Source organism: Nonomuraea sp. NPDC051941 (assembly GCF_044593615.1).
Map to the genome: position 1 here is coordinate 19457 of NZ_JBIUCF010000076.1, position 25558 is coordinate 45014.

Below are 25558 nucleotides of genomic sequence, written 5' to 3' on the forward strand. Positions count from 1 at the left end.
CGGCCTTCAGCTCTGAGGGGCCGGCCGGACCTCGAAGGCCGTCTCGGGGTCGAGCGTGCCGCGGATCAGCAGCACGTCGGGCCCGTAGGCGTTCGACACCGCCACGACGCCCTCCCCGTTGCGGATCCGCGGGTCGTCGGGCAGGTCGCCGTACTGGAACACCATGCGGCCGTCGGGGTGGAGCACCGCCTCGAAGGTGAGGCGCAGGCCGGTGCCCTTGAGCAGGACGCCGCGCCACTCGACGACGAACGCGCCGTTCACCGTCGCGGTGCGCACCGAGGACTGGTCGTCGTAGTCCAGGTTGTCGGTGTACGGCGCGGCCCAGGACCACTCGCCGGTCAGCGCGTCGTAGAAGAGCAGCATGCCGAGACCGGTGACGCCCACGCTGGTGAAGGTGTCGCCGGAGAGCGGGAAGGAGAAGGGCAGCGGCACCATCTCGCTGGTGGTCGCGTTGACGTTGCGCACCTCGGTGCCCTCGACCCACGCGCGTGGCTTGCGCGTGCAGGCGAAGCCGGAGTCGTCGACGGGCATGCCCTGGGTCAGGTCGACGACCAGGTCGCCGGTGACCGTCAGCCGTTTCTGGACGATCACCTCGCAGGCCCGGGCGAACACCTGGATCCACTGGGTGCCACCGTGGACGCCGGTCAGCCGGTAGGCGCCGGTCTCGTCCGTGGTCGCGGCCGCGATGTTGCGGTCCATGACGGCCACGCTCACCCCGGGGAGGGGTTTGCCCGAGCTGTCCCTGATGACGCCGGAGATGTCGCTGCTGCTGGGATACAGGGTGATGTCGAGGTCGATGACCTGCCCCTCCTCGCCGAGCGTGACCTTGGAGGAGTAGTACTCCCAGTCGGCGGCGGCGATCGACACCGTGTACTCGCCCGGCAGAGGGAACAGGCGGTACGCGCCGGTGGCGTCGGTGACGGCCTGCTCCATGAGCGTCGAGTCGTTCGGCATCGCGTAGCCGACCTCGATGCCCTTGAGAGGCGTGCCGGCGGGGTCGCGCACCACGCCCTGGACGACGCCCGCGCCGTAGAAGCGGATGCCCATGCCCGAGCGCAGCACGGGCACGTTGCTGGAGTACTCGAAGCCGAGCGTCCCCGTGCTGTTCTCGATGCCGATCGTGGCCGAGGAGCCGCGTGGCATCAGGCCGCTCGACAGCGACTTGTACTGGATGAGGATCTGCCCGTTCTCGTGCAGTTCCGCGGAGAAGGTGAGGCGCGCCGTGGGCTGGGAGACCAGGGTGACGTTGCGCCACTCGACGAGGTAGCGCCGGTTGGGCGCGGCGCCGAGGGTGGCGGTGAGCACCTGCGCCGAGGAGTCCACGACGAGGTCGTCCCAGAAGGCGTAGATCGCGGAGTTGGGCAGGCCGCCGCTCGGGATCGCGCTGTTGATGGACAGGGTGCTGAGCCGCTGGAAGTTGATGAAGCCGTTGGTGGAGATCCACGCCTTGGTGTATGGCTTGCCGTACAGCGGGAAGGAGAAGGGCAGGGTGACCGCGACGCCCGCGTCGTCACCCGTCAGCGCCAGCGGGGTGGTGCCCGACTCCCAGGTGAGCGTCGGGATGACGTCGCACTTGTTGTTGAAGGCGTCCTTGCGCAGCGGGGTGTCGATCTGGAGGACCTCGTCGGAGTCGACCACGAGCGTCACCGTGGTGGAGGCGCCGCACCGGGCTCCCTGCACGTTCACCCGCCAGGTGCCGACGGGGACGCCGAGCATGGCGAAGGCGCCGTCCGACTCGGTGGTGACGGGGGCGTAGGGGGTGCCCTCGATGCTGACCACCGCGCCGGGCAGCGGCTCGCCGCCGGACTGCCGGACCTCGCCGTAGACGTCGTAACGCGGGACCGTGGCCAGGGACAGGTTACGGGTGGCGGTGGCGCCGGCGACCACGGTGGCGGTGCCGGTGGCGGGCGCGAAGCCGAAGGCCCAGGCGGTGACCTCGTAGGAGCCGGGAGGCAGCGGGATGCTGAAGGTCCCGTCGTCGCCGCCGGTGAGGGTCCGCTTGACGCCGGAGGCGGTCAGGGTCACGGTCGGCTTCGGCACGGCCGCGCCGGTGGCGTCGCGGACGGTTCCGGCGAGCGTGCCGGTCTGGCCGCGCGGCGCGAAGGTGACGGCGGCGAAGGCGTCCAGCCGCCCCTGCCCCCACACCCGGTTGTTCGCGCTGTCGCCGCCGCAGCTGTAGTCGGTCACGTCCACGGCGGTCTCGTCCAGCGCCCGCCTGGTGGCGGCGATGTCGCCGCGCAGGGTCGGCGCGGCGGACCACAGCAGCGCCACCGCTCCCGCCACGTGGGGCGTGGCCATGGACGTGCCGCTGTAGGCCGAGTAGCCGCTTCCCGGCACGGACGAGCGGATCGCCACGCCGGGCGCGGCGATGTTGGGCTTGATCGCCGTGCCTTCCGGGTCGCCGCGGCTGGAGAAGTCGGCGATCTTCCCGTCGGACTGGTAGGCGCCGACGGCGTAGGTGTTGGCGTAGTCGCCGGGCGAGTGCGCGGTGGCGCACTCGGGCCCGGCGTTGCCCGCGGCGAAGAGCGGGAAGATGCCCGACGCCACCCAGGAGTTCACGATCTCCTGGTAGAAGGGGTCTCCCGCGTCACCGCCCCACGAGTTGCTCACCAGGTGCGGCGCCAGGTCGGGGCGCGGATTGTTGCCTTCCAGGTCGGTGGGCGCCAGCATCCACTGGCCCGCCTCCAGCAGGAAGACGTCGCTGCACCTGCTCGTCTCGCAGCCCTTGGCGCTGATCCAGGTGGCGCCGGGCGCCACGCCGATCCCGCCCGCGCCGACGATGGTGCCCATGGTGTGGGTGCCGTGCCCGTTGTTGTCGCACGGCGTCGCCGAGGGGACGCCGCAGACCAGCGTGGGGTCGAACCAGTTGTAGTTGTGGTCGTAGCTCCCGTCGGCCTTGCGCCCGCGGTACTGCCCGGCCAGGGCGGGGTGGTCGTACTGTACGCCGGAGTCGATCGTGGCGACGACGATGCCCTCGCCCTTGGCGCCGAAGCCGGACCAGACGCGCGGGGCGCCGACGGAGTCCACGCCCCATTCCACGCCCGCGACCTGGGCCGCGGCCTTGGCCGCGCGCTCGGGTTCCGGCAGCGAGACGCTGCCGGCCGGCCGTACCCGGGCCACGTCGGGCCGCTCGGCCAGCCGCTTGACCAGGCCGGCGTCGGCGCCGCGCACCAGCACGGCGTTGACCAGCCAGTACGGCGTGAAGATCGCCTTGGAGTCCTGGAGGAAGGAGCGCAGGCCCCGCTGGCTGCGCTCGGCGGTCGAGCGCAGCGTGCGGAACCCGTGCTCGGCCTTGGCGGCATGGCCGCGTAGCGACTTCCCGCCGGACAGGTCCGCCTTCTCCTTGAGCATCACGAACACGTCGGTGGTGTCGTGCTCGGCGAGCTTGGCGGCGACCGCGCGGTCGAGCCGGTCGGGCAGGGGGTCGTTCGCGGCGGCGGCCGGTACGGCTGAGCCCAGCAACAACGCGGGCACCAGCCAGAGGGCCGTCAGGAGGCGGCGGCGCATGTGTTTCCTTAGTCGAAGAGTGATTCGAGGTAGGCGTACGCCTCGTTGACCGACATGCCGACCATCGACTGGATGTTGGCGTACTCGAGTTCCGAGCGGGCCAGAGCCGTCCAGGTGCCGTCGCTGCCCGCGTCGATGTCAGCCTCGAGGTAGGCGTCGACCAGCGCGTTGATCTCGTCGATCTGCCCCTGCGTGACGGTCGTCAGGTCACCCTGCGGCGTGTTGACCGTGCGGAAGGCCGGTTCCATGCTCTGCATGAGGTGGGCGGTCTGCCTGCGGAGCGTGTCGCTGGTGGTGAGGAGTTCCATGGCGCGGCTGTTGGCTCGCGCGTACAGCTGCGCGTAGTGCATGACGGCGCCGGACTCGGCGTTCTCGAAGATGTCGCGGACGCGCAGCAGGCCGGCCACGGTCGCGTCGGTGCCGGCGCCGTCGGGGTCCAGCGCCTCCAGGCCGACGCCGGTCAGCGACTCGTCGGCGAAGCACATGCACTCCTGGCGCGGCGACTCGTAGTTGCCGTCGATCCCGACCGCGCCGAAGGCACGCCAGGCCTCCAGCATCTCGGGCGAGTTCTTGCCGTACAGGTCCGAGGCCGCCTGGATGGCGCCGGCGCGCGTGTCGGAGAAGCGCGAGCGCGGGCCGAGCTGGGTGGTGAGGTCGCGGTAGGCGATCTCCTGGGTCTTCTCGATGCCGATGCGGGTGGCCAGGATGTACCAGGCGTGGCTGGGGATCAGGCTGTTGAAGTGGACCCAGCCGCCGTCTGCGCAGCCCAGCCAGTACTTGCTGTAGTGGTCGGGGTGCGGCTTGCCGTCATAGCTGAGCGCGCTGGGGTTGGCCAGGTCGCGGATGACGCCGAGCGAGCTGCCCTCGCCCGCCTTCCAGTTGGTGCTGCCCTTGACCTTGTACTCGGTGAAGGCCGCGAAGACGTCGGAGAAGCTCTCGTGGAGCGACCCGCCCTGGAAGAAGGAGAACAGGCCGGCGCTGGAGTGGGTGACCCCGTGCTGCCACTCGTGGGAGACGATGGTGAGCGTGGCGGTGCCCTCGCCGAACATGGTCTCGCCGGTCAGCGGGTCGAAGAAGGCGTTCTTGACCGGCTGGTGGTTGCGGTCGTTGGAGTAGCGGGCGTAGGAGTTCATCCTGGCGCCCTCGCCGTCCCAGCTGTCGCGGCCGAAGGTGCTCGACAGGTAGTCGTAGAACCGGCCGCTGTGGTCGTAGACGGCGTTGACGTCGGGCTCGGACACCGGGCCCTCGCCCTCGGTCCTGGCCGGGCCGCCGCTGGGGCGCGGGTTGTTGTTCAGGTCCCAGACGCTGCGGTTCTTGTACTCCAGGTGGCCGGGCTCGAACTTGACGATCCGCCCGGTGCTGAGCGCGTCGACGTAGAAGACCGTCGCACGGCCGTCGTCGGCGGCCATCGGCACCCGCCAGACCAGCGTGGCCGCCACCGGCTTGCCGGGGTCCGGCTCGTCGGGCAGCAGCAGGAGCTCGGGAGCCGCGCCCGCCTTCGCGCCCGGCATGGCCCGGCCGGCGGCGGTCACGGCGGATCCGGCGTCGAGGGTCGGCTTGGTGCCGGTGGGGGCCAGGTCGGGGATGAAGTTGTTGGTCAGGCTGAGCACGGTCTTGCCCTTGGCGTCGCGATGGACGCCCACCCGCGCGCCGTACACCGGCACGCCGTCGACCTGCTGCTGGAACCAGTCGTGCTTGAGTCCCAGCGGGTCCTTGGGCCTGGCCGGCAGCTCCGTGAGCTGGGCGACGGGGTCCTTGGCCGCCAGGAGCCCGGCGTTGGCGCGCAGCCAGCTCTTGACGTCCTTGCCGGCGGGGCTCTGCAGGCTCAGCATCGTGGGCACGCCCAGCCAGGGGTCCTTGGCCATGGTGACGCCGGTGTCGGCGGCGATCTTCGCTCCGTCGGCGGCGTTGGAGACCCCCACCTTGGCGAGCGCCTCGGTCACGCCCGGACGGAAGTAGCCGACCGGAGCGGGCTCGGGCGGGCCCGCGGCCGCCATGGTCACCGGCAGCTCGGTCCTGGCCTTGGCCGGAGGGGCGGCGACCGCGGAACCGGAGACGGAGAGCTGCGCGAGCAGCAGGACGGCCGCGCCGGCGGCCACGACCTTCACGCGGCGCGCCGCCTGGCCGGCCAGCCCCACGGTGAAGCACCAGGCCAGGGCCAGCACGAACGCGATCGGCCAGGGCGTGCTGACGGCCGCGAGCTCGCCCGGCGCCACCAGGGCGGTGACCGTGGCCGTGGTGGTGATCACGGCGGCGTACCCGGCTGAGGCGGCGAGCAGCCGGGCCCTGCCCCGGGTGAGCAGGCCGGCCGTCAGCCCGGCCGCCACGGGCCCGAGCGCGAGCAGCACCATCGGCGAGCCCTGGAGCAGGAAGCGCAGCGGCCAGATCCGGCCGCCGGAGGAGAGCGTAGCCGACCACCAGTCCACCGGCCCGCCCGTGGCGGCGGCCGCCGCGGTGGTGACCCCGTTCACGCTCCTGGCCAGGAAACTCCCGACCAGTCCTTCCGCGCCGCTCACGAGCAGCGCCAGCATCCCCCAGGTCACCGCGACGCAGGCCGCGGCTGCGAGCCCACCCGCCCATAAGGCACGGAAAACGTTTTTGGCCAAGCGCATGGCATGCTCCACACAGGTGCGGGGGGTATCGGGAAGGGTGCAGACCGCCAGCACACAGGCATGCGTAGACCAGTGCTCACGGGGGCTGTAGGGAGGCCAGGGGATTGATCACCTGGAGTATTGAGCCTCCTTCATGTTCCGTCAATATCCATTTTTCGGACTTGACCGCGTACGTGTTGATGTATACGTTTTCTCCGCTTTGATCTTGGTGTCGCTGGTCCCGGCCCGCCGTGACACGAACGCCCGGAGCGAAGTCCGTTCTCACGGCCCGACCCAGCCTGGAGCAGCCGATGCGCCGCAGGTTCTTATTGGTCATGCTCGCCGTCGCGATGGCAGGGACCGGAATGACCGCCCCCGCCCCCGCCCTCGCCGATCCCGTCAGCCCCTCCCCCGCCCCGTCTCCCGCCTTGTCCAGCGCCCCCTCCACCGGCGCACCCTCCTCCGAGCGCCACACGATCTCCGTCGGCAGGCCCACCGACCGCAAGACCGCCCGCGAGCGCGCCGCCAAGGCGCGCGAGGCCCGGAAGACCCGCTCCGCCGACGTCACCACGCTGGACGTCGACGCGGGCAGCGTGACCCCGGTGGACACCGGCGCCGACGGCGCCAGGGCGCTGGCCGGCGCCCTGGTCGGCGACAGCAGCCTGGTCACGGCCTCCTACGTCACCACCCCGCCCGCCACCGGGACCAACGGCCTGGGCACCGGCATCGGCGGCCTCTCCGGCACCGGCGCCCTGCTGACCACGGGCGACGCCACCCTCGCGCCGCAGGCCAACCAGTTCCAATCCGACGGGCGCGACTCGGGCGGCGGCAAGGTCCGCGGCGACAGCGCCTACGACGTCACCGTGCTCCGGGTCGACCTGGACGTCCCGTCCTGGGCCACGTGCATGACCTTCGAGGTCAAGTACTTCAGCGAGGAGTTCCCCGAGTTCGTCAGGTCCGCCTACAACGACGGCTTCGTCGCCGAGCTGGACCGCACCACCTGGACCACCAACGAGTCGACCATCCTGGCACCGGACAACTTCGCCTTCGACCCCTCCGGCAACGTCATCTCCACCAACACGACCGGCCTGCTGGCGATGACCGCCTCGGCCTCGGCCGGGACGACGTACGACGGGGCCACGCCGCTGATGAAGGCCTCCACCCCCATCACCGGCGGGTCGCACAAGCTCTACCTGTCGATCTTCGACCAGCACGACGCGGTCTACGACTCGGCCGCGCTGGTGCGCAAGCTCACCTACACCCAGGACGAGCCGGCCGAGTGCGGCACCGGCGCCAAGCCCGTCACCAAGCCGGTGATCTTCGTGCCGGGCATCATGGGGTCCAAGCTGAGGGACGCGAGCACCGAGTACTGGCCGGGCACCCTGACCAAGCTGCTCAGCCTGAGCGACTCGCACCTCGACAACATCATGCTGAACGACGACGGGGAGACCGACGCCAAGAGCAACGGCGTCTACGCACCCGAGGTCATCATGAAAATCCTCAACATCAAGTCCATCTACGCGGGCACCGTCAGCCACCTGCAGAACGCCGGGTACGTGCTGGGCGACATCGAGAACCCGCAGCCGGGCGAGAACCTCTTCCTCAACCCCGTGGACTGGCGCAAGTCGTCGGACCACAACGCGGACCAGCTGCTGGACCGGATCGAGTCGGTCCTGCAGGCCACCGGCGCCGACCGGGTCAACATCATCGCCCACTCCCAGGGCGGGCTGGTGACACTGGGCGCCACGCGCATGCAGCGCTCCGTTGGCAAGATCAACCGGATCTCCACCATCGCCACCCCGTACCTGGGCGCCGCGAAGGCGCTGGGCGTCATGCACTACAAGACGCCCTGCGTGATCGACCTGACCGCCGGCCGCTGCCTGCTCAACAGGAACCAGGCCGCGAAGATCACCAAGAACTTCCCCGGCTTCCTGGAGCTCCTGCCTTCCGACAACTACCACACCGTGGTCGAGCCGCCGGTCAACCGCGTACCGGGCGGCCCGCTCACCCCCGACCAGGTGCGCGACATGCTCAGCGACAAGAACCTGGCGCTGATCGACAAGGCCCGCGCCTGGCACCGGGCGTCCGACGCCTGGAACCCCGCCGAGTCCAGGGTCGGCCTGACCCGCCTGGTGGGCACCGGCGTGACCACCCCGGTGAGCTTCGACGAGTTCCCCGAGGCGCACTGCAACGAGAAGAAGGGCTGGTGGGACGGCTGCGTCAGCGGCACCGGCGTCATGATCAACTGGAGTGACCTCGGTGACGGCACCGTGCCGCTCGGCTCGGCCCGGCTCACCGCGGGGCTGCGCGGCAACTCCGTGGTCCAGCCCGCCTACTCCGGCATCGGCCACGTCGAACTGCCCAACGAGTCGCAGGTCGTCTACGACGCCGTCAACGCCATCCAGGGCGAAGGACCCGTCACGTCCGCCCTCGCGCCGCAGCAGGACGACAGCGTCCAGGCGGCCGCCGCCGGCGGGCTCACGGGCACCGAAGTGGAGATCAGAGGCCCGGTCAACCTGCTGCTCACCGACGCGGGCGGGCTGCGCACCGGGTTCACCGACCCGGCGACCGAGGTCGAGCTGGAGGACATCCCCGGCAGCTCCTACGCCGCGGGCGTCGGCCCGTACAAGCGCATCTCCGCCTTCCTCCGCCAGGGCAGGGCCGCGGCCACGATCACCTCGACGGACTTCGGCTACGTCTACCTCCGGCTGCGCACGTACGAGAACGGCGTCATCACCTCGACCATCCCGTACGAGCCCATCCTCATCGGGCCGAACGACCACATCACCCTCAACGGCGGCGGCGTCACGGTCCCCGCGACCCGCGTCTCCGTCACGCCGTGCGACTCGGGCTGCCCGGCCCAGGACCCGCTGCCCACGGTGACCGGTTCGGCGGCGGACGACGAGACCCCGCCCGACACCGACGTCACGCTCGGGTACGACGAGTACGACGGCAGGAAGCGGGTGCACGTCGACGCCTCCGCGACCGACGCCGGCGGGTCGGGCGTGGGGCGGATCGAATGGGCCATCGTGTCCAGCGATCCGGACGACACCCCGCAGTACTCCACGTACGGCCTGCCGTTCTACTGGATGAAGCCCACCGGTTCCACCGGGACCTGGACGCTCCACCTGCGGAGCATCGACAAGGCGGGCAACATCGACGGCTCGTACGTGAAGATCCCGCTCAACCTCTGACCGGGACCCCACGGGGACGCTGACCCGGCCCGCGGCAACGGCCCGGGTCGGCGTTCGCGGGTTGCTGTCAGGCCGCGCGGGAGGACACCAGCTCGCACAGAGCCTCCAGGACCTGCTTGGCCGGGCAGTCACGGAGCCGCCCGGCGGCCGAGCGCGCCTCGGCCGCGTACCTGGCCGCCTCCGACCCGGCGGCGGCCAGGCCGGCCGACGAGCGCAACAGCTCCAGCGCCTCGGCGTGCAGCTCGGCGTCCTGGAGCGGGCCGGCGGCCAGGAGCTCGCCGAGCCGCCCGCCCTCGCGCAGCGCCAGCAGGGCGGGCAGGGTCAGCACGCCGGCGCGCAGGTCGGTCCCCGCCGCCTTGCCCGCCCTGTCCGCGCCGGAGACGATGTCGATCAGGTCGTCGGACAGCTGGAAGGCCACGCCGAGCGCTTCGCCGTACTCCCCCAGCGCCGCGACCGTGCCGGCGTCGGCGCCCGCGCAGATGCCGCCCAGCCGTACGGACAGCGCGATGAGGGAGGCGGACTTGTCGCGTACCACCTCCAGGTGGTGCGCGACGGGATCCTGGCCGGGACGCGGGCCCGCCACCTCCCTGATCTGCCCCATCACCAGCCGCTCGAAGGCCTCCGCCTGAGCGCGGCGCGCCTGCTCGTCCAGGCCCAGGCTGAGCGTGGCGGCGCGGGCGACCAGGTGGTCGCCGGCCAGAATCGCGATCTTGTTGTTCCAGCGGGTGTGCGCGCTGGGCACCCCGTGGCGCAGCGGCGCCTCGTCCATCACGTCGTCGTGGTACAGCGAGGCGGCATGGACGAGCTCGACGACCGCGGCCGCGTCCAGCACCGAGTCGCGCTCCGGGTCGCCGAACTGGGCGCCCAGCAGCACCAGGAGCGGGCGCCACCGCTTGCCGCCCGCGCCCAGGAGGTAGCCGGCGGTCTGGCTCACCAGGGGGTCGGGCGATTCCGCGGCCGCCACGTGCAGCCTGGCCTCCACTTCGGCCATGCTCTTGCGCAGGTGTTCCGCCAGGTCAGGGTCGGTTAACTTCAGCTGCTCGATAGCCGACATATCCGCCTTCTCCGTGATATTTCATGATCCGGCAGACTCTAACCCTGAGATCCGCGCCGCGGGGAGATGTCGTAGTCGGCGTCGAACTCCGTCCCGCCGAGCCGCTACACGTTCCCGAACAACGCGAACATGAAGGAGCCGGTGGAGCCGAGCAGCAGACAGACCGCGCCAAGGGCCGCGCCCGCCGCAACCGCGAAGATCCGCGTGTCACGAGGCCGCCCTGCCGTGACGGCTGCCCCGACGGCGATGCCGGCGGCAGGAAGGGCCACGGCCGCGATGACGCTGCCCATGATCAGCTCCGTGGTCATCCACTCCAGCGCGTAGACGCTCCATGCCAACAGCCCGTAACCGGTGAGGGCCGCCACGCACACGACGGAGAAGCCGACGGCGCCGGTCCGGCGGGTGCGCTGATCAAGGGGGGACGTCATAGCGCCGATGATCGCATGTCATCGCGCCCTTCACGGGATCATGGACAGCCTCGGGCGAGAAAATTAGGGTGGAGATCGCTGGCCGACACATGGCTGACCCGGGGACCGGTGATATGGGGATTTTGCGGCAGATCTGGCCGGCCGTTCCCAGCCGTCACCACCGCCCGGACACCGTACGCGCACTCGCCGCCGAGCCCGCGACCCGGGACGGCCATGGCCGCTGACCGGCTCATGGGCGGCAACGACCAGGCCGTGGTGCGGATCGGCGCCACGGTGCGGCGGCCGGTGCGCGCGTGGTCGGCGTCGGTTCACGAGCTCCTGCGGCACCTGGAGCGCAAGGGGTTCGGCGGCGCTCCCCGCGTCCTGGGCGTGGACGCGGAGGGCCGGGAGATCCTCACCTACCTGGCGGGCGAGATCGCCGGCGCGCCACCGTGGCCCGCGTGGGCGTGGAGCGAGGACGCGCTGGTCCAGGTGGCCCGCTGGCTGCGCGACTACCACGAGGCCGTGGCCGACTACGTGCCCGCTCCCACGGCGCGCTGGCGGCTCGGCGGGTCCTGGACCCCGGGAACGATCATCGCGCACAACGACGCCGGGCCGTTCAACGCCGCGTGGCACGAGGGCAGGCTGACCGGCTTCTTCGACTGGGACTTCGCCGGGCCGGTCACACCGGACTCGGACGTGGCGTGGGTGGCCATCGCCTGGGTGCCGCTGTACGCCCGGCGCGCGGCGACGGCCGACGGATTCCGCGACGAGGCCGCCCGGCCGGAGCGGCTGCGCCTGTTCCTCGAGGAGTACGGCTGGCGCGGCGGCCCCGAGGAGATCGTCCGCGAGGCGCAGGCGCGCCTGCGCGTGCGGGCCGGCCAGATACGCAGATATGGCCGCGGCCCCGACGAGCTTTACGTCCAGCTGTACGAAGGCGGCGTCGCCGACGACCTCGACCAGGCGATTCAGGAGTTGTCCGAGTTTCCCTTGTAAAAAACTCTGTCATGGAGAGAATGCAGTGAAGGAATCCGTCCGGACGTAAGGTGGGGCCATGCGAAGACGTCCTGTCATGGTGAAGCTCGAAGAGACGAGCATGCGCGTCGGCGCCGTCACCGCTTCGAATTCCGCCGGCAACTGACAGCGTGCGGGTGAGGTGTTTTCACCTCACCCGCACTCGGAGGAACACGTGACGGATTGGCGCCCCCGCCTGCGGGAAAGCGTGATCGTCCAGACCGAGGGCGACGAACTGCTCTTCCTCTGCACGGCGGACAGAACGGTGAAGAGATTCGCCGCCGACGCCTTTGTGAAACGGGTGATAACACTTCTGGACGGCACCCGTACATATGCCGAGATCGAGCGGTCCGTCGGTGACTCGCAGCCGCTCGGCGAGGTGCTGCAAATCCTCACGGAAGAGAGGCTGCTGAGCCGGGTCGGTCACCTCGAGGGGTCGTTCGCGCGGCTCGGCGACGATCGCGCCCAATTCTACGACCGCCAATTGCGGCTGCTCCAGGATTTCTGCGACCAGGGCCTCACCGACCTTTCCAGCGGCGTGCAGTTGCAGGAGCGGGTCGACCGCTCGACCGCGGTGGTGTGCGGGGTCGGCGGGCTCGGCGGCTGGGTCGCACTCTCCCTGGCGAACGCGGGCGTCGGCACCATCCGCCTGTGCGACTTCGACCGGGTCGAGCCGTCGAACCTGACCCGGCAGACCCTGTTCTGCGTCGCCGACGTGGGAGCGCCGAAGGTCGAGGCGGCCGCGGCCAGGCTGCGGGCCGCCAATCCCTTCGTCACGGTCGAGACGTTCGACCGGCGCGTCACCTCCGCCGCCGACCTCGCCGACCTGGTGGACGGCGCGGACATCGTGATCAACGCGATCGACCTGCCCACGCCCAACGACACGTCCACCTGGGTCAGCGAGGCCTGCTGGCCGGACGTGCCGCACATCCTGGGCACCGGGTACGCGTACCACATCGGGGTGCTCGGCACCACGGTCCTGCCCGGCGAGACCGCGTGCTGGACCTGCGTCCGCGCCGAGACCTTCGCCGACCACGGGCGCGGCCGGATGGAGTCGCTGGTCGGCAAGAGGCAGAAGGCGGGCGCCATCGGGGCGCTGTGCGGGCTGGTCGGCACGATTCTGGCCTGGGAGGCGATCCGGGTCCTGACGGGGTTGCCCCCGGCGCTGAGCGGGCGGTGGAGCGAGGTGGACTTCTGGCCGCTGGAGATCCGCTCGCGGCCCATCCCGAGGCGGCCCGACTGCCCGAACTGCGGAGAACGGCTCTCTGCCGAGAAACGGGAAACAACGCCGTGAATCCAGGTCGAGAAACCTCGCCGAATGCTGGTCTTCATACGAGAATAGATTTCCATGGAGGTCGTCGGCGACGGAATGATTGCCCGGGCGTTCGTCAATTCACCGATGAAGATGGATGGTACGGTGGTGTTCGCCGCCGGGGTGTCGCGGTCGACCACGACCGAAGCGACGGAGTTTCGCCGGGAAGCCGCTCTGCTCCATGAGGCGATGGGCGACGCCCGCCGGCTCCTCTATTTCTCCACGGCGTCGGCACATCTCTACGGGAACGGCGACGGATCGCCGCGTTCGGAAGAGGACCCGGTTCATCCCACCACCGCGTACGGGCGCCACAAGGTGGAGATGGAGAAAGCGATACGGGCGTCCGGGGTGGACCATCTCATCCTCCGGGTGACGGAGGTCGTCGGGCCGCACCAACGGCGGCATCAGCTGCTGCCCGCACTGGTTTCCCAGGTCAACGACGGCGTGGTGACCGTCTACCGGGGCGCGCGCCGCGATCTCATCGACGTCGCGGACCTCGTGACCATCGCCGCCGAACTCCTCTCCTGCGGCCTTCGTCACGCGACGGTCAATATCGCCTCGGGCCATCCGGTGACCGCCGAGGAAATCGTCTCCTATCTGCTGACATTGTCCGGCCGGGCCGTCACCAAGGTCTATGTCGACACCCCGGCCAACGACTACAACGTGTCGACGAAGAGAATGGCGCAGCACGCGCCGTCCACGGCCCGGATGGGTTTCTCGCCGACCTACTATCGAAGCGTCATCGACCGCTATTACCGTTTCTGAAGAAGCTCAGGCGTGCGCGGCGGCGTGAATGCCGTAGAGGTCCGCGTACATGCCGTTCCGGGTGAGCAGTTCGTCATGTCCGCCGCACTCCACCAGCTTTCCCGCCGCCATCACCAGAATGAGGTCGGCGTCGGCCACGGTGGAGAAGCGGTGGGAGACGATGACGCTGATCGCTCCGTTCAAGGCCGCGAGTTCGCGGGAACGCCGCGCGTAGCGGCCGAAGATGGCGTGCTCGCTCGGGGCGTCCAGGGAGGCGGTGGGCTCGTCCAGGACGAACAGCAGGGGCCGGGCCCGTGCGCCGGAGCGGGCGAGCGCCACCTTCTGCCACTGGCCCTCCGACAGCTCGATCCCGCCGAAGCGGCGGCCGAGCTCGGTGGCGGGGCCGTCGGGCAGGCGGGAGACCAGTTCTCCGGCGTCGGCGTCGCGCACCGTGGAGTTCAGATCGCCTCGGCCGCCCATCAGGACGGAGTCCTCGAAGGTGGTGCAGTAACGGCCGAAGTCCTGGAAGGCGGCGCTCATCGAGGCCCGCCAGCCGGCGGTGTCCAGGGCCGACAGCTCCACGTCGTCGACGAGGATGCTGCCCGAGTCGGGGGCGTACATCTTCGCCAGGAGCTTGACCAGCGTGGTCTTGCCGGAACCGTACTCGCCGACCACCGCGACCACCGCTCCGGCGGGCAGGTGCACGGACAGGTCCTCGAGGACGGGCTCGGTGGTCCCCGGGTAGGTGAAGGACACGTTCCGCAGCTCGATCCCGCGCCGCAGCCGGACGGGCGGGGCCGCGTCGGCGGTGTCGCGGTGCGTCCGGGCGTACTCCATGAGCCACAGGTAGGGCCGCAGCAGCCGGCGGTACCCGCCGACCTGCATGGATCGGTGCAGCGCGTGCTCCACCACGTTGCGGAACTGGACGCCCATGGACACGGCCAGGATGATGTCCCCCGGGTGGCCCGCCGCGGTGACCAGGAAGATCGCCAGGGTGAAACCGGCGCCGAAGACCAGCCAGCCCGCCGACGACCAGCCGGCGGCGATCAGGGCGGCGCGGGCGCGTGAGCGCGTCACCCGCTCCCAGGCTTCGGCCTGCAGCTTGAGCGCCTCCGCCGCGGCGCCGTAGACACGCAGCTCCTTCAGCGCGGCCGGGTTCACGCAGATGTCGTCGTACAGGTCCCGGTGGAGGCGCAGGTCCTCGGCCGACTCCAGGTCCTCTTCGGCGATCTTCTTGCGGCCGTGCCGTTCCATGGCCAGCTGTACGGCGGCGCACGGCAGCAGCGCGAGCAGCCAGGGGTTCACGCCGCCCAGCACCGCGAGCGCCACCAGCAGTCCGATCGTGGCGGCGACGGCCTGAAGGACCGCCCACGCCCAGTCCACCACCGCGCCGGACTGGCCGCGCAACGTGGTGACCCGGTCCAGGAACTCGGGCTCCTCCAGATGTCCCACCTGCGGCAGTTCGGCGCAGGCGCGCAGGATCCGGGGCTCCACCTCGGTCAGGCTGATCCGCTCCACCAGGTGGATGGTCCGCAGGTAGGCGATGTGCTCGACGCCGAGGTTGAGGGTGAGCACCAGCGCGGCGCCCAGCGCCGCCACGCCTATCGCGGTGGCGGTGCCCGCCTGGGTGGCCTCCACCAGCGCGCGCAGCGTGAGCCCCACCGCCGCGAACATGACCGTCGAGGCCACGTGCCAGCCGATCAGGAAGGCCGTCGCCCCGGGATGGCGTTGCCGGCACAGCACGATCAGCTCACGCCACAGGCGCGCGTACTCCCTCACGCGAGATCTCCTTCGTCCAGCCGGTCGTCGTATCCCTGGCTGAAGCGCTGGGCCTGAAGCGCGTACATGGTGGCGTACTGCCCGCCCTCGGCCATGAGCTCCTCGTGCGTCCCGGACTCGGTGATCCGGCCGCCGTCGAGCAGCACGATCCGGTCCGCCTGCCGTACCGTCGAGAGGCGGTGCGAGATCAGCACCACGCTGATCCCCTCGGTGATGTCCGGCAGCCGCTGGAAGAGGTCGTGCTCAGTGCGGACGTCCAGGTGGGCCGTGGGCTCGTCCAGCACCAGGATCCTGGCCCCACGGCGGGTGGCGTAGAGCGCGCGGGCGAGCGCGACCTGCTGCCACTGGCCGCCCGACAGGTCCACCCCCGCGGTACGGCTGCGCGACAGCGGCGTGTCGTACCCGCCGGACAACCGGCTCACCACGGGGACCAGCCCGGCGTCCCGGACGACGCCGGAGAGCAGATCGGGGTCGGCGGCCCCGAGGGCGATGTTGTCGCGCAGGGAGAGGGGGTACTTCAGGAAGTCCTGGAACACCACGCTCAGCCGGGACTGCCAGTCGGGGATGTCCGCGATGTCCGTCCCGTCGGCGAGAATCCTGCCCGAGTCGGGCCGGTACAGCCCGGCCAGCAGCTTGGTCAGCGTCGACTTGCCCGCGCCGTTGAGCCCGACCAGCGCCAGCGACTCCCCCGGCCTGATCTCCAGGTCGACGCCGTTGAGCACCTGCCGGCCCGGGTAGCCGAAGCGTACGTTCTCGAAGCGCAGCAGCGGCGGCGGGCCCGCTGGGGTTTCGGCGTGCGCGCGCAGCGGGATCGGCGCGGGGTTGATCCGCTCCAGCTCACCGGCGGCCCGCCTGACCGGCCGAGCCCCTTCGAGGGAGATCACGTCGTCGGTCCTGATGGCCACGCTGAACACCGACCAGGCCGCGGTGACCACGGCCACCTCCAGCGCGATGCTGCCCTGGCCGGCCGCCGTGCCGAGGGCCACCCAGGTGAAGGCCACGGTGCATCCGGCCAGCGGGAGGAGCAGCGCCAGCCACAACTGGCGCAGCACCCGCCGATCGTCCTCCCACACGGGATCCACGTGGGTGCGCATGTCACGCGTGTAGTGCCCGAGCAGCCATTCGCCCGCTCCGAAGACGCGCAGCTCCCGGCCCGCCGCCGGCGTGGTGGCGACCTCACCCCAGTACTTCCACCGCCGGTGGTACAGGACGCCCTCCACCCAGATCCGGAAATGCCGGACCCACTGGCGGCCGTGCATCATGCGGAAGCACACCGCCGGGATGACCGTCGCCGGCACCAGCCACCACGACCACCAGGCCAGCACCACCGCGGATGACGCCATCCCGACGGCATGGCCCACCAGCTCCAGCTGGCTCACGGCGCCGTCGCCCGACGTCCTGTCGACCCAGTCCCGCGGCTCCGCCGTGGTCGTCTTCACCCGGTCCTGGACGTCCTGCCTCTCGGCCACGTCCACGGTCGGCACGCCCATCACCAGGGCGGCGATCCGCGTGCGGTGCGCGCCGTCGATGCGGTCGGCCGCCAGCCGTCCCACGGGGAGCCGGAACGCCAGCGCCAGCTGCCCGGCCAGGACCACGCCGCTCATGAGCAGCACCGGCGCCAGCGCGGATCGGCCGTCCGCCGCCACCAGTTCCTGGACGGCGATCGCGACGCCCGCGGGCACCACCGCATCGATGAGAACCATCACGGTCAACGCGATGGACACCGCCGGGCCCGCGTAGCGGAAGAGCCTCAGCAGGTCCAGCCTTTCTCGCATGGGCATCCCTCAGGCAAGGCCGACGAAAACTTTCCATTCCCTCGCGAAATCTTGCGCAGCGTATGTCCGATTCCGCGGGTCGGTCAATGGAGCCTTCCCGTGCGGCCGGCACCCGCTCCATGTCCTTGACAAGGCTTCCGATGGCTCTTGACGATCAAAAAATGCTCACATACGCTCCGGCTAGCTTATCGGGGGCAGTCCGAAAGTTTCGGCAGCTTGGACTCTGCGATGGGCTGAATGCAGAGGAACAAGGTCCTTCGGTCCACGCGAAGCACGTGTCTGCGAGGGTGATCTGCGTCGATGCCGAATGTCTTCACCGCGCTCACTCACGAGCTCACGCTGACGGAGTGCGAACCGATCGTCGTCCCCTTCCAGGGCGATCGCGCCGGTGACGGGCCCCTGACCCTCGGCCAGCTGAACATCCTGCGGTGGCTGGACGGTTTTCCCGACGCGCACGGCTGGATGCGGTGGGCGCTGGAGCTGCCCGAGGGCACCGAGCTGGACGACGTCACCGAGACCTTCGCCGTTCTGCTGGCCCGTCATGAGGGGCTGCGCTCCACCTACGCGACCGGCCCTCCCCCGGCCCAGCGGGTCGCCGCGGCGGGTGAGCTGATCATCCACCGCTTCGACGCCGGCGCCGGGCCGGTGGAGTCCGCCGCATTGGCGGCGGAGCTCGGAACCCTCCTGGACACACGCCCGCCGTACAGTCCCAAGACGCATCCGCTGCGCGTCGCCCTGGCCACGCGCGGCGGCAAGGTCCTCGCCGGCGTCATGGACCTCTCTCATCTGACCGCGGATTTCCTCGGCCTCGCCGTCTTCGGCCGCGAGTTCGCGCACCTGGTGCGCCACCCCGCGGAGCGTGAGATCGGGCAGGCCCGTCATCAGCCGCTGGACCAGGCCTGGGCCGAGCGGCGTCCGCCGTTGGCGCGCCGTACGGCGAGCGCTCTGGCGCTGTGGGAGAGCGTGCTGAACCGGGCGCCGCACCACCTCTACACGGCCGCCTCCACGGGCTCGCCGCGCGACTCGGTCGCCGCCGAACTGTGCTCGCAGGCGGCGGCGACGGCCTTGGCCGAGACAGAGGCGCGCGTCGGATTCGGCCGCCCGGCGATCGTCCTGGCCGCCATCTGCGCCGTGCTCTCCCAGCGCACCGGGCACTCCGCCGGTGACTTCCTGACGCTTTCCAGCAACCGGTACGACAGCCGTTCGGCGGACTACCTCGGGACTCTGGTGCAGTCGGCCCCCATGCGCGTGGACCTGGAATCCATGAGTTTCGACAGATGTGTCCACCAGGCCTGGCTGGCGACCGTGAAGGCGGGCAAGCACGGGATCTACGACGTCGAGAAACGCTCGCAGATCGCCGGACGAGCCGAGCATCGGCGAGGTGTCCGCTTCTGCTTCGAGCCCCTGTTCAACAATCTCGTGGTGGGCCGGCTCGACTCCCAGCCTCCGGAGGCCCCGGCCGAGACCGCTCTCACCTGGACACCCATGGTGGAGACCGACGTCATGCTCAGGTTCGACCTGTTCGCCGCGGAGGAGACGCTCCGCCTGCGGCTGTGGACCGGCCACCTGGACCGGGTCCCCAGGGACGAGCTCGAACGGATCCTGCTGGCGATCGAGCGCCTCCTCCTGTCGGCGGCCTCGGAGGATCTGAGCCGCCCGCGGATGGACGAGGTCACCGGGCTGGGCCCGCTTCCACGGGACGGCGACTGGCTGCTGGTCGACTCGTGCTGGATCCAGGTCGGCGAGGTGCAGCGACTCCTCGACGAGGTGCTCACGCCGCTCCCCGCCCGGGTCTTCCCCGAGGTCCGGGGTGAGCCGCTGGTGGCCTTCCTCGCCCGTGGCCCGCGGGTCCGATCCGCCGAGGAGGCGCACGCGCTCTGCATGGAGGGCCTGCGCCGCCGTCCCACCGCGATGACGCCCCGCCGCTATGTGCTCTGCGATCACGCCCCGGACGACGTGAGCGACCTGGACGCCTGGCTGGACCGGCCCGTGGTGGCGGAAGGCGCGGGCCGTACGACAGGGCAGCCGGGATGACCGGCGTCGTCGGCCGGTGGATGCGCCACGTTCGGGCTCATCCGCAGGACATCGCGATCCACGGCAGGAAGCGGGTCGCCACCTACCACGACCTCGCGGTCCGGGCCTCGGGACACCTGGCGGAACTCGATACCGTCCCGGGCGGCGATCCGGTGCTCATCGTGTGCGCCGATCCGGTGGAGACCGTCGCCGCGATGCTCGCGGCCATGGCCTGCGGCCGCGTGTTCGCTCCGGTGGACGTACGAACGCCGCCCGCGCGGCTGGCCATGGCCATCGACGACCTGCGGCCGGGAGCCGTCGTCGTCGACCGGGCCGGAGCTCCGGTCCTGGCCGGAACCGGCACGAAAGGGTTCCGGACCCTGGACGCCCGGGACGTACGAGACCACGCGGTGGATCCGGCACGATGGAACCCCGGCGAGCCGGACGGCCCCGGCTACGTCTACTTCACCTCGGGAACCACGGGCCGGCCGAAGGGGGTCGTGGGAAGCCTCCCGGCGATCACGCATTTCGTCACCTGGGAGATCGACCTCGTGGGCGCGGGCAGGGGGACGCGCGTCTCCTCGCTCACCTCCGCCGGGTTCGACGCCTTCCTGCGCGACGCCTTCGTCCCGCTGTGCTCCGGCGGGACGATGGTCGTGGCCCCGCAGAGCGCCCGCAGCGGCCAGGGGCTCGCCCACTGGCTGGAGACCAACCGCGTGCAGATCCTCCACTGCGTCCCCACGGTTTTCCGCACGCTCCGAGCGGCGGACCTGACACCCGGGTCGCTGCGCGAACTGCGCGCCGTCCTGCTGGCGGGAGAGCCGGTACGTCCCTCCGACGTCCGCTCCTGGCAGGAGCTCTTCGGGACGGAGAAGGAGCTGATCAACCTCTACGGCCCCACCGAGACCACGATGACCAAGCTCTTCCACCGGATCACCGCCGCGGACGCGACGGCGGAATCGGTCCCCGTCGGCGAACCCCTCCCAGGTGTGACGGTGCGGCTCCTGGAGTCGGGCGAGGTCGAGCTGCGCACGCCCTTCTCGCTCCACGGCTACCTCGGGGAACGGCAAGGCGGCTTCGACCCGTCCGATCCGCACCGGTTCCGGACGGGCGACCTCGGGCGGTTCCGGCCGGACGGCTCCCTGGAGCTCCTGGGCAGACGCGACCGGCAGGTCAAGGTGAACGGCGTGCGCGTGGAGCTCGACGACGTGGCGAACGTGCTCATGCGCTCCCCCGGGGTCCACGACGCCCACGTCGTCCTCGTGGATGAGAAGCTCTGCGCGTACGTGGTCGCCGACGACGGCCGCCACGAGCAGGAGGTGCTGCACCATCTGCGCGAACATCTCCCGCCGGGCGTCGTTCCCACCGTGTTCGTGTGGCTCGACGAGCTGCCACGGACCTTGAGCGGGAAGGTCGACCGCCCCCGGCTGCCCCAGCCTCCGGAGAAGACCCGCGGAAGAGAAAGAGCCGATGCGTTTTAGTCTGTTCTACTTCGCCGACGACAGCACGCAACCTTCCGCCAACCGCTACGAGCTGCTCCTGGAGGGGGCACGCTACGCGGACGCGCACGGCTTCACGGCCGTGTGGACGCCGGAGCGGCACTTCCACGCGTTCGGCGGGCTCTATCCGAACTCCGCGGTGACCGGCGCGGCCGTCGCCGCGGTCACCGAACGCGTGGCCGTCCGCGCCGGCAGCGTGGTCGCCCCGCTGCATCACCCGATCCGCATCGCGGAGGACTGGGCCGTGGTCGACAACCTGTCCGGCGGGCGGGTGGGGGTGTCCTTCGCCTCCGGGTGGCACGCGGTGGACTTCGCCTTCAACCCCGACAGGTACGCCGACAGGACCCGCATCACCGTGGAGACGCTGGAACAGGTCCGCCGCCTGTGGCGGGGGGACGAGGTGAGCGTCGTCACCGGGGTGGGCGAGGAACAGCGGGTCCGCATCTTCCCGCCACCCGTCCAGCCGGAGCTCCCGGTCTGGCTGACGAGCTCCGGCAGCGTCGGGACGTTCCGCACTGCCGGCACCCTCGGCGTCGGGGTCCTGACCAACCTGCTCAGCCAGAGCGTCGACGAGCTGGCACTCAAGATCAAGGAATACCGCGCGGGGCTCGACGGCAGGCCCGGCGACGTGGTGGTGATGCTGCACACCCACCTCGGGCCGCCCACCGACGCGGTGCGGGAGGCGCTGACGGCGTACGTCCGGAGTTCGGTCGGCCTGCACCTCGGTTCGAGCGCCGGCTCGGCGCGCGACGTCGACCCCGCCGCGCTCGGCCCCAAGGCTGTCGAGTTCATGACGCGCAGGGCCGTCAAACGGTTCTTCGACGAGGCGGGCCTGCTGGGCGAGCCGGCCGTCGCGGCGGAACGGGTCCGCCGGCTGGCGGCGATCGGCGTGGACGAGATCGCCTGCCTCATCGACTTCGGCCTGGAGACGTCCGCGGTCCTCGGGAGCCTGGATCTGCTGGGCAAGCTGCTGGACAGCGGTGATCACTGATGGACGCGCACACCAAGAGGCGCCTGCCCGAGGCCGAGGTCAAGGGGCTCGTCCAGCGCGCCCTCGGACGCCGCGCCGTCGCCGCGCGAGAGCTGGGAGCGGGTACGTTCGCCGCGCTGTGGCGCGTCCGGCTGGACGACGGTTCCGAGGTGGTCCTCAAGCTCAGCCCTCCCGGCGATGCCGGACTCCTCGCCTACGAGCGGGACATCATCCGGACGGAGGCGCTGTTCTACTCCCTCTCCGAGGGGGCCGGCGTCCCGCAGCCCCGGTTGCTCCACGCCTGCCTCGATGGCCCCGTACCGCATCTGATCATGACCGCGGTCGAGGGAGTCCCCTGGTCGGACGCGACCGAGCGGCTGGCCGAGGAGGAGTCCCGGCAGTTGCGCTCCACGCTCGGGGAGTACGTCGCCGCGCTGCATCGCATCAAGGGGACGGAGTTCGGCTACCCGCATCTGCCCGGGATGAGGGCCGCCACCTGGCGGGAGGCCTTCCTGGCCATGGTCGACGGCCTCCTCGCCGACGCCGTCCGGTTCGACGCCGACCTTCCCTGGCCGGCCGACGAGATCGCGCGTGCCGTACGGGCCGACGCCGGCGCGCTCGACGAGATCACCGAGCCCGCCCTGGTCCATTTCGACCTGTGGCCCGGCAACATCCTGCTGGACCTCGACCGCCGGCCGCCGCGCATCGCGGCGCTGATCGATCACGAACGCGCGTTCTGGGGGGATCCGCTGGCCGACTTCGTCTCCCTCGACGTGTACGGCCGCGCCGAGCACGACCCGGACCTGCTGCAGGGCTACCGGCAGGCCGGCGGGCGCCTCGAACTCACCGGGAGCGCGCGAACCAGGCTCGCCCTCTATCGGACCTACCTCTACCTGATCATGATCATCGAAGAGAAGCCCCGGGGATTCGATGACGCCGACCGCCATGACCGCGTCGTGAAAGTGCTCCTCGAACAGCTGATCCGCTGAACCGCGCAGGGAGATGAGCAAGGTGGAAAGAAAGCTGACGGAGAATCGATCCAGCAGGACGCTGACCCCGGCCGAGTTCGCCGACGTCCGGCGCAAGCTCACGGTGCGGTCGCGGACCAAGAGGGGGGTCGGAGCCGATCCCGGCTACGCGACCGACCTGCCCGGCGAGCTCAGCCTACAGCTCACCTACTCCTGCAACCTGCGCTGCGACCACTGTTTCCAGTGGAACGACCAGGGCTTCCTGCGCGACTACAGCAGAGACCGGGTCACCGCCGAGCTGGACATCGAGGTGCTCGAACGGCTGCTCCGCGAGACGGACGCGACCAGGCCCAAGACCTGGCTGTGGGGCGGCGAGCCGCTGATGTACCGCCGCCTGCCCGAACTGGTCGAGCTCCTTCTCCGCTACCCGCGCAAGGTCAACATCTGCACGAACGGCCTGCTCATCGAGCGCAACCTGGAGCACCTGCTCAAGCTCGGCAGCAACCTCAACCTGACGGTCAGCCTCGACGGGCTCGAAGCCGACCACGAGGCGCTGCGCGGGCCCAGGTCGTTCTCCAGGACGGAACGCAACCTCAAGACCCTGCTCGACCTGCGCAGGAGCGGGGAGTATCAGGGCGAGGTCACCGTCAACTCCATGGTCAGCAACGCGACGGCGGGCCGCCTGTACGAGTTCATGGAGTGGGCCGAGGAGCTGGAGCTCCACTCGGTCTTCTTCCAGCTGCCCTGGTGGATCACTCCCGAGGCCGCCACGCGGATGGACGAGGTGTACGCGCGCGACTTCGCCTGGCTCAACCCGCCGCCCCCGCCCGGGCAGGCCACCTGGCACTCCTACACCTACCACCTCGAACCGGACAACATCCCCGTCCTGCTGGAGTCGATGAGAAGGCTCGCCGGACGCGTGTGGAAGCCCTGGATCCGCTACACGCCCGAGGTGACGCTCGACGACGTCACCGACTTCGCCCTCGGCCGCAGCCGGCTGGTCGCGGGCAAGTCCACCTGCCTGGCGGTCTCCAGCCGGTTGGAGGTGCACGCCGACGGCAAGGTCAGCTCGTGCAAGTTCTTCCCCGAGTTCATCGTCGGGGACATCAGGGACGGGACGCTGGCGGAGGTCTGGCACAGCCCCGCCTTCCGCCGGGTGCGCACCACGCTGCGCGCGACGGGCCTGATGCCCGTCTGCTCGAAGTGCTCATCGCTCTACGAAAACGGAGTGTGAACGAGATGGACGACCTCCTGCCGCAGATCAAGTCGATGCTGGCCGAGGCCCTGGGCGACGACTGGGCCGCGGAGGAGCTCGGCGACGACGCGGACATCATCCGTGAGCTGGGCATGGACTCCATCCAGTTGATCAACTTCCTGTTCATGGTCGAGGAGAGGTTCAACGTGGAGCTCGACTTCGACCGGCTGGACATCGAGGGGCTGTACTCCATCCGCGCCTTCTGCGGTTTCGTCCTGTCGCATGTCAACGCCCTGGCATGATCGCGATCCTGACAGGCGGCCCGGGGCTCGGCGCCCACGTCACCGGCCTGCTGCTCAGGCGGCGGCTCAAGGAGCTCGGGGCGTCCGGCGAGGTCTTCCTGGCCGAGGCGTTCTGGCAGCCCGAACGGCGCGACAGGATCTCCGCGAGCAAGGAGGCGTACCAGCGGGACTTCCGTCTCGCCCGGGTCGGCCAGCGCCTTTTCCGCAACCTGTCGGACGCCTTCGACCCGATGCTGATCGCATCGGCGAAGAAGCGCTGGCATGACGGCGCGGTCCACCGTTTCGTCGTCTTCAGCGGTCTCTGGCTGCCCGTCGTGGAGAGTTACGCGGAGGAGTTCGGGGCCGTACCCGTTGACGTGTGCCACGCCGACTCGGCCAACTCGCCGTCCTTCGCCCGCCGGGCCGAGTCGCTGGACAGGCATCGGGAGGTGTGGCTGTTCGACTCCGCCGGCAACGACATCCCCTGGACGATCAGGGCCACCACCGAGCCGCCGCTGCGCTGGGAGGATCGGGACAGGCGTGTCCTGGCGCACGGCGGCGGCTGGTCGATGGGCACGTACCTGGAGCGGGCCGCCGAGCTGAACGCCGCGGGCCTGCCCCTCGACCTCGTGGTGCGCGACGTCGGCGAGTCCCCCGACCTGGCTCCCGGCTCGCGTCGCTTCATGATGGATCCGTCCTGGAATCCCTGGCACGACGACGGCTTCCCGCCCTTCGGCGAGATCGTCGCCGACGCGCCCCCCGTGTACGAGCAGGCCGAGGACCATCACCAGGCACTCGACCTGACCAGGCACGCCGTGGCGATCATGGCCAAGCTGGGCGGAGGCACGATCCTCGACGCGTTCACCGCGGCGACGCCGATCATCTGCCTGGAGGGGTACGGCGAGCACGAGGATCGTAACGTGCAGTTCTGCGTTGACCTGGGCATCGGCATCACGTTCGAGGCGTGGCGGGACACCGGCTTCTCGCTGGAACCGCTGGCGCGGATGCACCGCCGCCTGCTCGACCTGCACGACCGGCCCCGTGATTACGCGCGGGAGTTGGCGGCGGTTGCCAGCTGACGCCGTGCTCGCTCCCCCGTCACGAGCCGCCCAGCATTACCTCGGGCAGCTTCGGGGGCCGCTGTCCTGCCCGGCCCCGAGGACGGTGACCTGGCCGGCAGGGATTTCCGGTGCCATGGCGGCGGCCGTGCACACGATCTGGTCGATGGCCAGCGCGGGCAGTTGGCCGGGCGGGG

Annotated in this window: 17 protein-coding genes; 11 read left to right on the top strand and 6 right to left on the bottom strand. The window is 70.6% G+C overall.

Features of this window, described 5'->3' with window-relative positions:
• Positions 1-6: 6 nt before the first annotated feature.
• Positions 7-3507: a S8 family serine peptidase gene (locus ACIHFD_RS62465; protein ID WP_397375040.1), complete on the bottom strand. Its 3501-nt coding sequence runs from the start codon at positions 3505-3507 to the stop codon at positions 7-9.
• An 8-nt stretch (positions 3508-3515) separates the two neighbouring features.
• Entirely contained in the window at positions 3516-6119 is a 2604-nt protein-coding gene (locus ACIHFD_RS62470; protein ID WP_397375041.1) for a M4 family metallopeptidase, read from the bottom strand.
• 290 nt (positions 6120-6409) lie between these two features.
• Between ACIHFD_RS62470 and ACIHFD_RS62475 the strand changes: the two genes are divergently transcribed.
• Entirely contained in the window at positions 6410-9292 is a 2883-nt protein-coding gene (locus ACIHFD_RS62475; protein ID WP_397375042.1) for a choice-of-anchor L domain-containing protein, read from the top strand.
• 67 nt (positions 9293-9359) lie between these two features.
• Here ACIHFD_RS62475 and ACIHFD_RS62480 read toward each other — a convergent pair whose 3' ends face one another.
• Both ACIHFD_RS62480 and ACIHFD_RS62485 read right to left on the bottom strand, forming a co-directional pair.
• Positions 9360-10346 (bottom strand): polyprenyl synthetase family protein, encoded by a 987-nt coding sequence (locus ACIHFD_RS62480; RefSeq protein WP_350740162.1) that lies wholly within the window; start codon positions 10344-10346, stop codon positions 9360-9362.
• Between the two features lie 104 nt (positions 10347-10450).
• Positions 10451-10774: a hypothetical protein gene (locus tag ACIHFD_RS62485; RefSeq protein ID WP_397375043.1), complete on the bottom strand. Its 324-nt coding sequence runs from the start codon at positions 10772-10774 to the stop codon at positions 10451-10453.
• A gap of 213 nt (positions 10775-10987) precedes the next feature.
• Here ACIHFD_RS62485 and ACIHFD_RS62490 point away from each other — a divergent pair, with 213 nt between their 5' ends.
• The 3 genes from ACIHFD_RS62490 to ACIHFD_RS62500 all read left to right on the top strand — a co-directional run bounded on the left by ACIHFD_RS62490 (position 10988) and on the right by ACIHFD_RS62500 (position 13844).
• Positions 10988-11749, top strand: coding sequence for a phosphotransferase (locus tag ACIHFD_RS62490; protein WP_397375044.1), 762 nt, complete (start codon positions 10988-10990; stop codon positions 11747-11749).
• 193 nt (positions 11750-11942) lie between these two features.
• Positions 11943-13061, top strand: coding sequence for a HesA/MoeB/ThiF family protein (locus tag ACIHFD_RS62495; protein WP_397375045.1), 1119 nt, complete (start codon positions 11943-11945; stop codon positions 13059-13061).
• A gap of 54 nt (positions 13062-13115) precedes the next feature.
• Entirely contained in the window at positions 13116-13844 is a 729-nt protein-coding gene (locus ACIHFD_RS62500) for an NAD-dependent epimerase/dehydratase family protein (RefSeq protein ID WP_397375046.1), read from the top strand.
• Between the two features lie 6 nt (positions 13845-13850).
• On the opposite strand, the gene ACIHFD_RS62505 is transcribed toward ACIHFD_RS62500, so the two are convergent.
• Both ACIHFD_RS62505 and ACIHFD_RS62510 read right to left on the bottom strand, forming a co-directional pair.
• Positions 13851-15602: an ABC transporter ATP-binding protein gene (locus tag ACIHFD_RS62505; protein WP_397375047.1), complete on the bottom strand. Its 1752-nt coding sequence runs from the start codon at positions 15600-15602 to the stop codon at positions 13851-13853.
• Complete coding sequence (locus tag ACIHFD_RS62510; RefSeq protein WP_397375048.1) at positions 15599-17377, bottom strand: ABC transporter ATP-binding protein; 1779 nt, start codon at positions 17375-17377, stop codon at positions 15599-15601. Before ACIHFD_RS62510 ends, ACIHFD_RS62505 begins: the two co-directional genes overlap by 4 nt.
• Before the next feature lie 300 nt (positions 17378-17677).
• Here ACIHFD_RS62510 and ACIHFD_RS62515 point away from each other — a divergent pair, with 300 nt between their 5' ends.
• From ACIHFD_RS62515 to ACIHFD_RS62545, 7 genes are read left to right on the top strand one after another with little or no spacing between them, the layout of a single operon-like run.
• On the top strand, positions 17678-19411 hold the full coding sequence (locus ACIHFD_RS62515) for a condensation domain-containing protein (RefSeq protein ID WP_397375049.1): 1734 nt from the start codon (positions 17678-17680) through the stop codon (positions 19409-19411).
• Positions 19408-20871, top strand: a complete 1464-nt coding sequence (locus tag ACIHFD_RS62520; protein WP_397375050.1) for an AMP-binding protein — start codon at positions 19408-19410, stop codon at positions 20869-20871. Before ACIHFD_RS62515 ends, ACIHFD_RS62520 begins: the two co-directional genes overlap by 4 nt.
• Entirely contained in the window at positions 20861-21880 is a 1020-nt protein-coding gene (locus ACIHFD_RS62525) for a MupA/Atu3671 family FMN-dependent luciferase-like monooxygenase (protein ID WP_397375051.1), read from the top strand. The genes ACIHFD_RS62520 and ACIHFD_RS62525 overlap by 11 nt, the downstream gene beginning before the upstream one ends.
• Entirely contained in the window at positions 21880-22848 is a 969-nt protein-coding gene (locus ACIHFD_RS62530; protein ID WP_397375052.1) for a phosphotransferase family protein, read from the top strand. Before ACIHFD_RS62525 ends, ACIHFD_RS62530 begins: the two co-directional genes overlap by 1 nt.
• Positions 22849-22870: 22 nt before the next feature.
• Positions 22871-24061, top strand: a complete 1191-nt coding sequence (locus ACIHFD_RS62535; RefSeq protein ID WP_397375053.1) for a radical SAM protein — start codon at positions 22871-22873, stop codon at positions 24059-24061.
• A gap of 5 nt (positions 24062-24066) precedes the next feature.
• Complete coding sequence (locus ACIHFD_RS62540) at positions 24067-24324, top strand: acyl carrier protein (RefSeq protein ID WP_355199297.1); 258 nt, start codon at positions 24067-24069, stop codon at positions 24322-24324.
• On the top strand, positions 24321-25382 hold the full coding sequence (locus ACIHFD_RS62545) for a hypothetical protein (RefSeq protein WP_397375054.1): 1062 nt from the start codon (positions 24321-24323) through the stop codon (positions 25380-25382). The genes ACIHFD_RS62540 and ACIHFD_RS62545 overlap by 4 nt, the downstream gene beginning before the upstream one ends.
• Positions 25383-25558 lie beyond the last annotated feature (176 nt).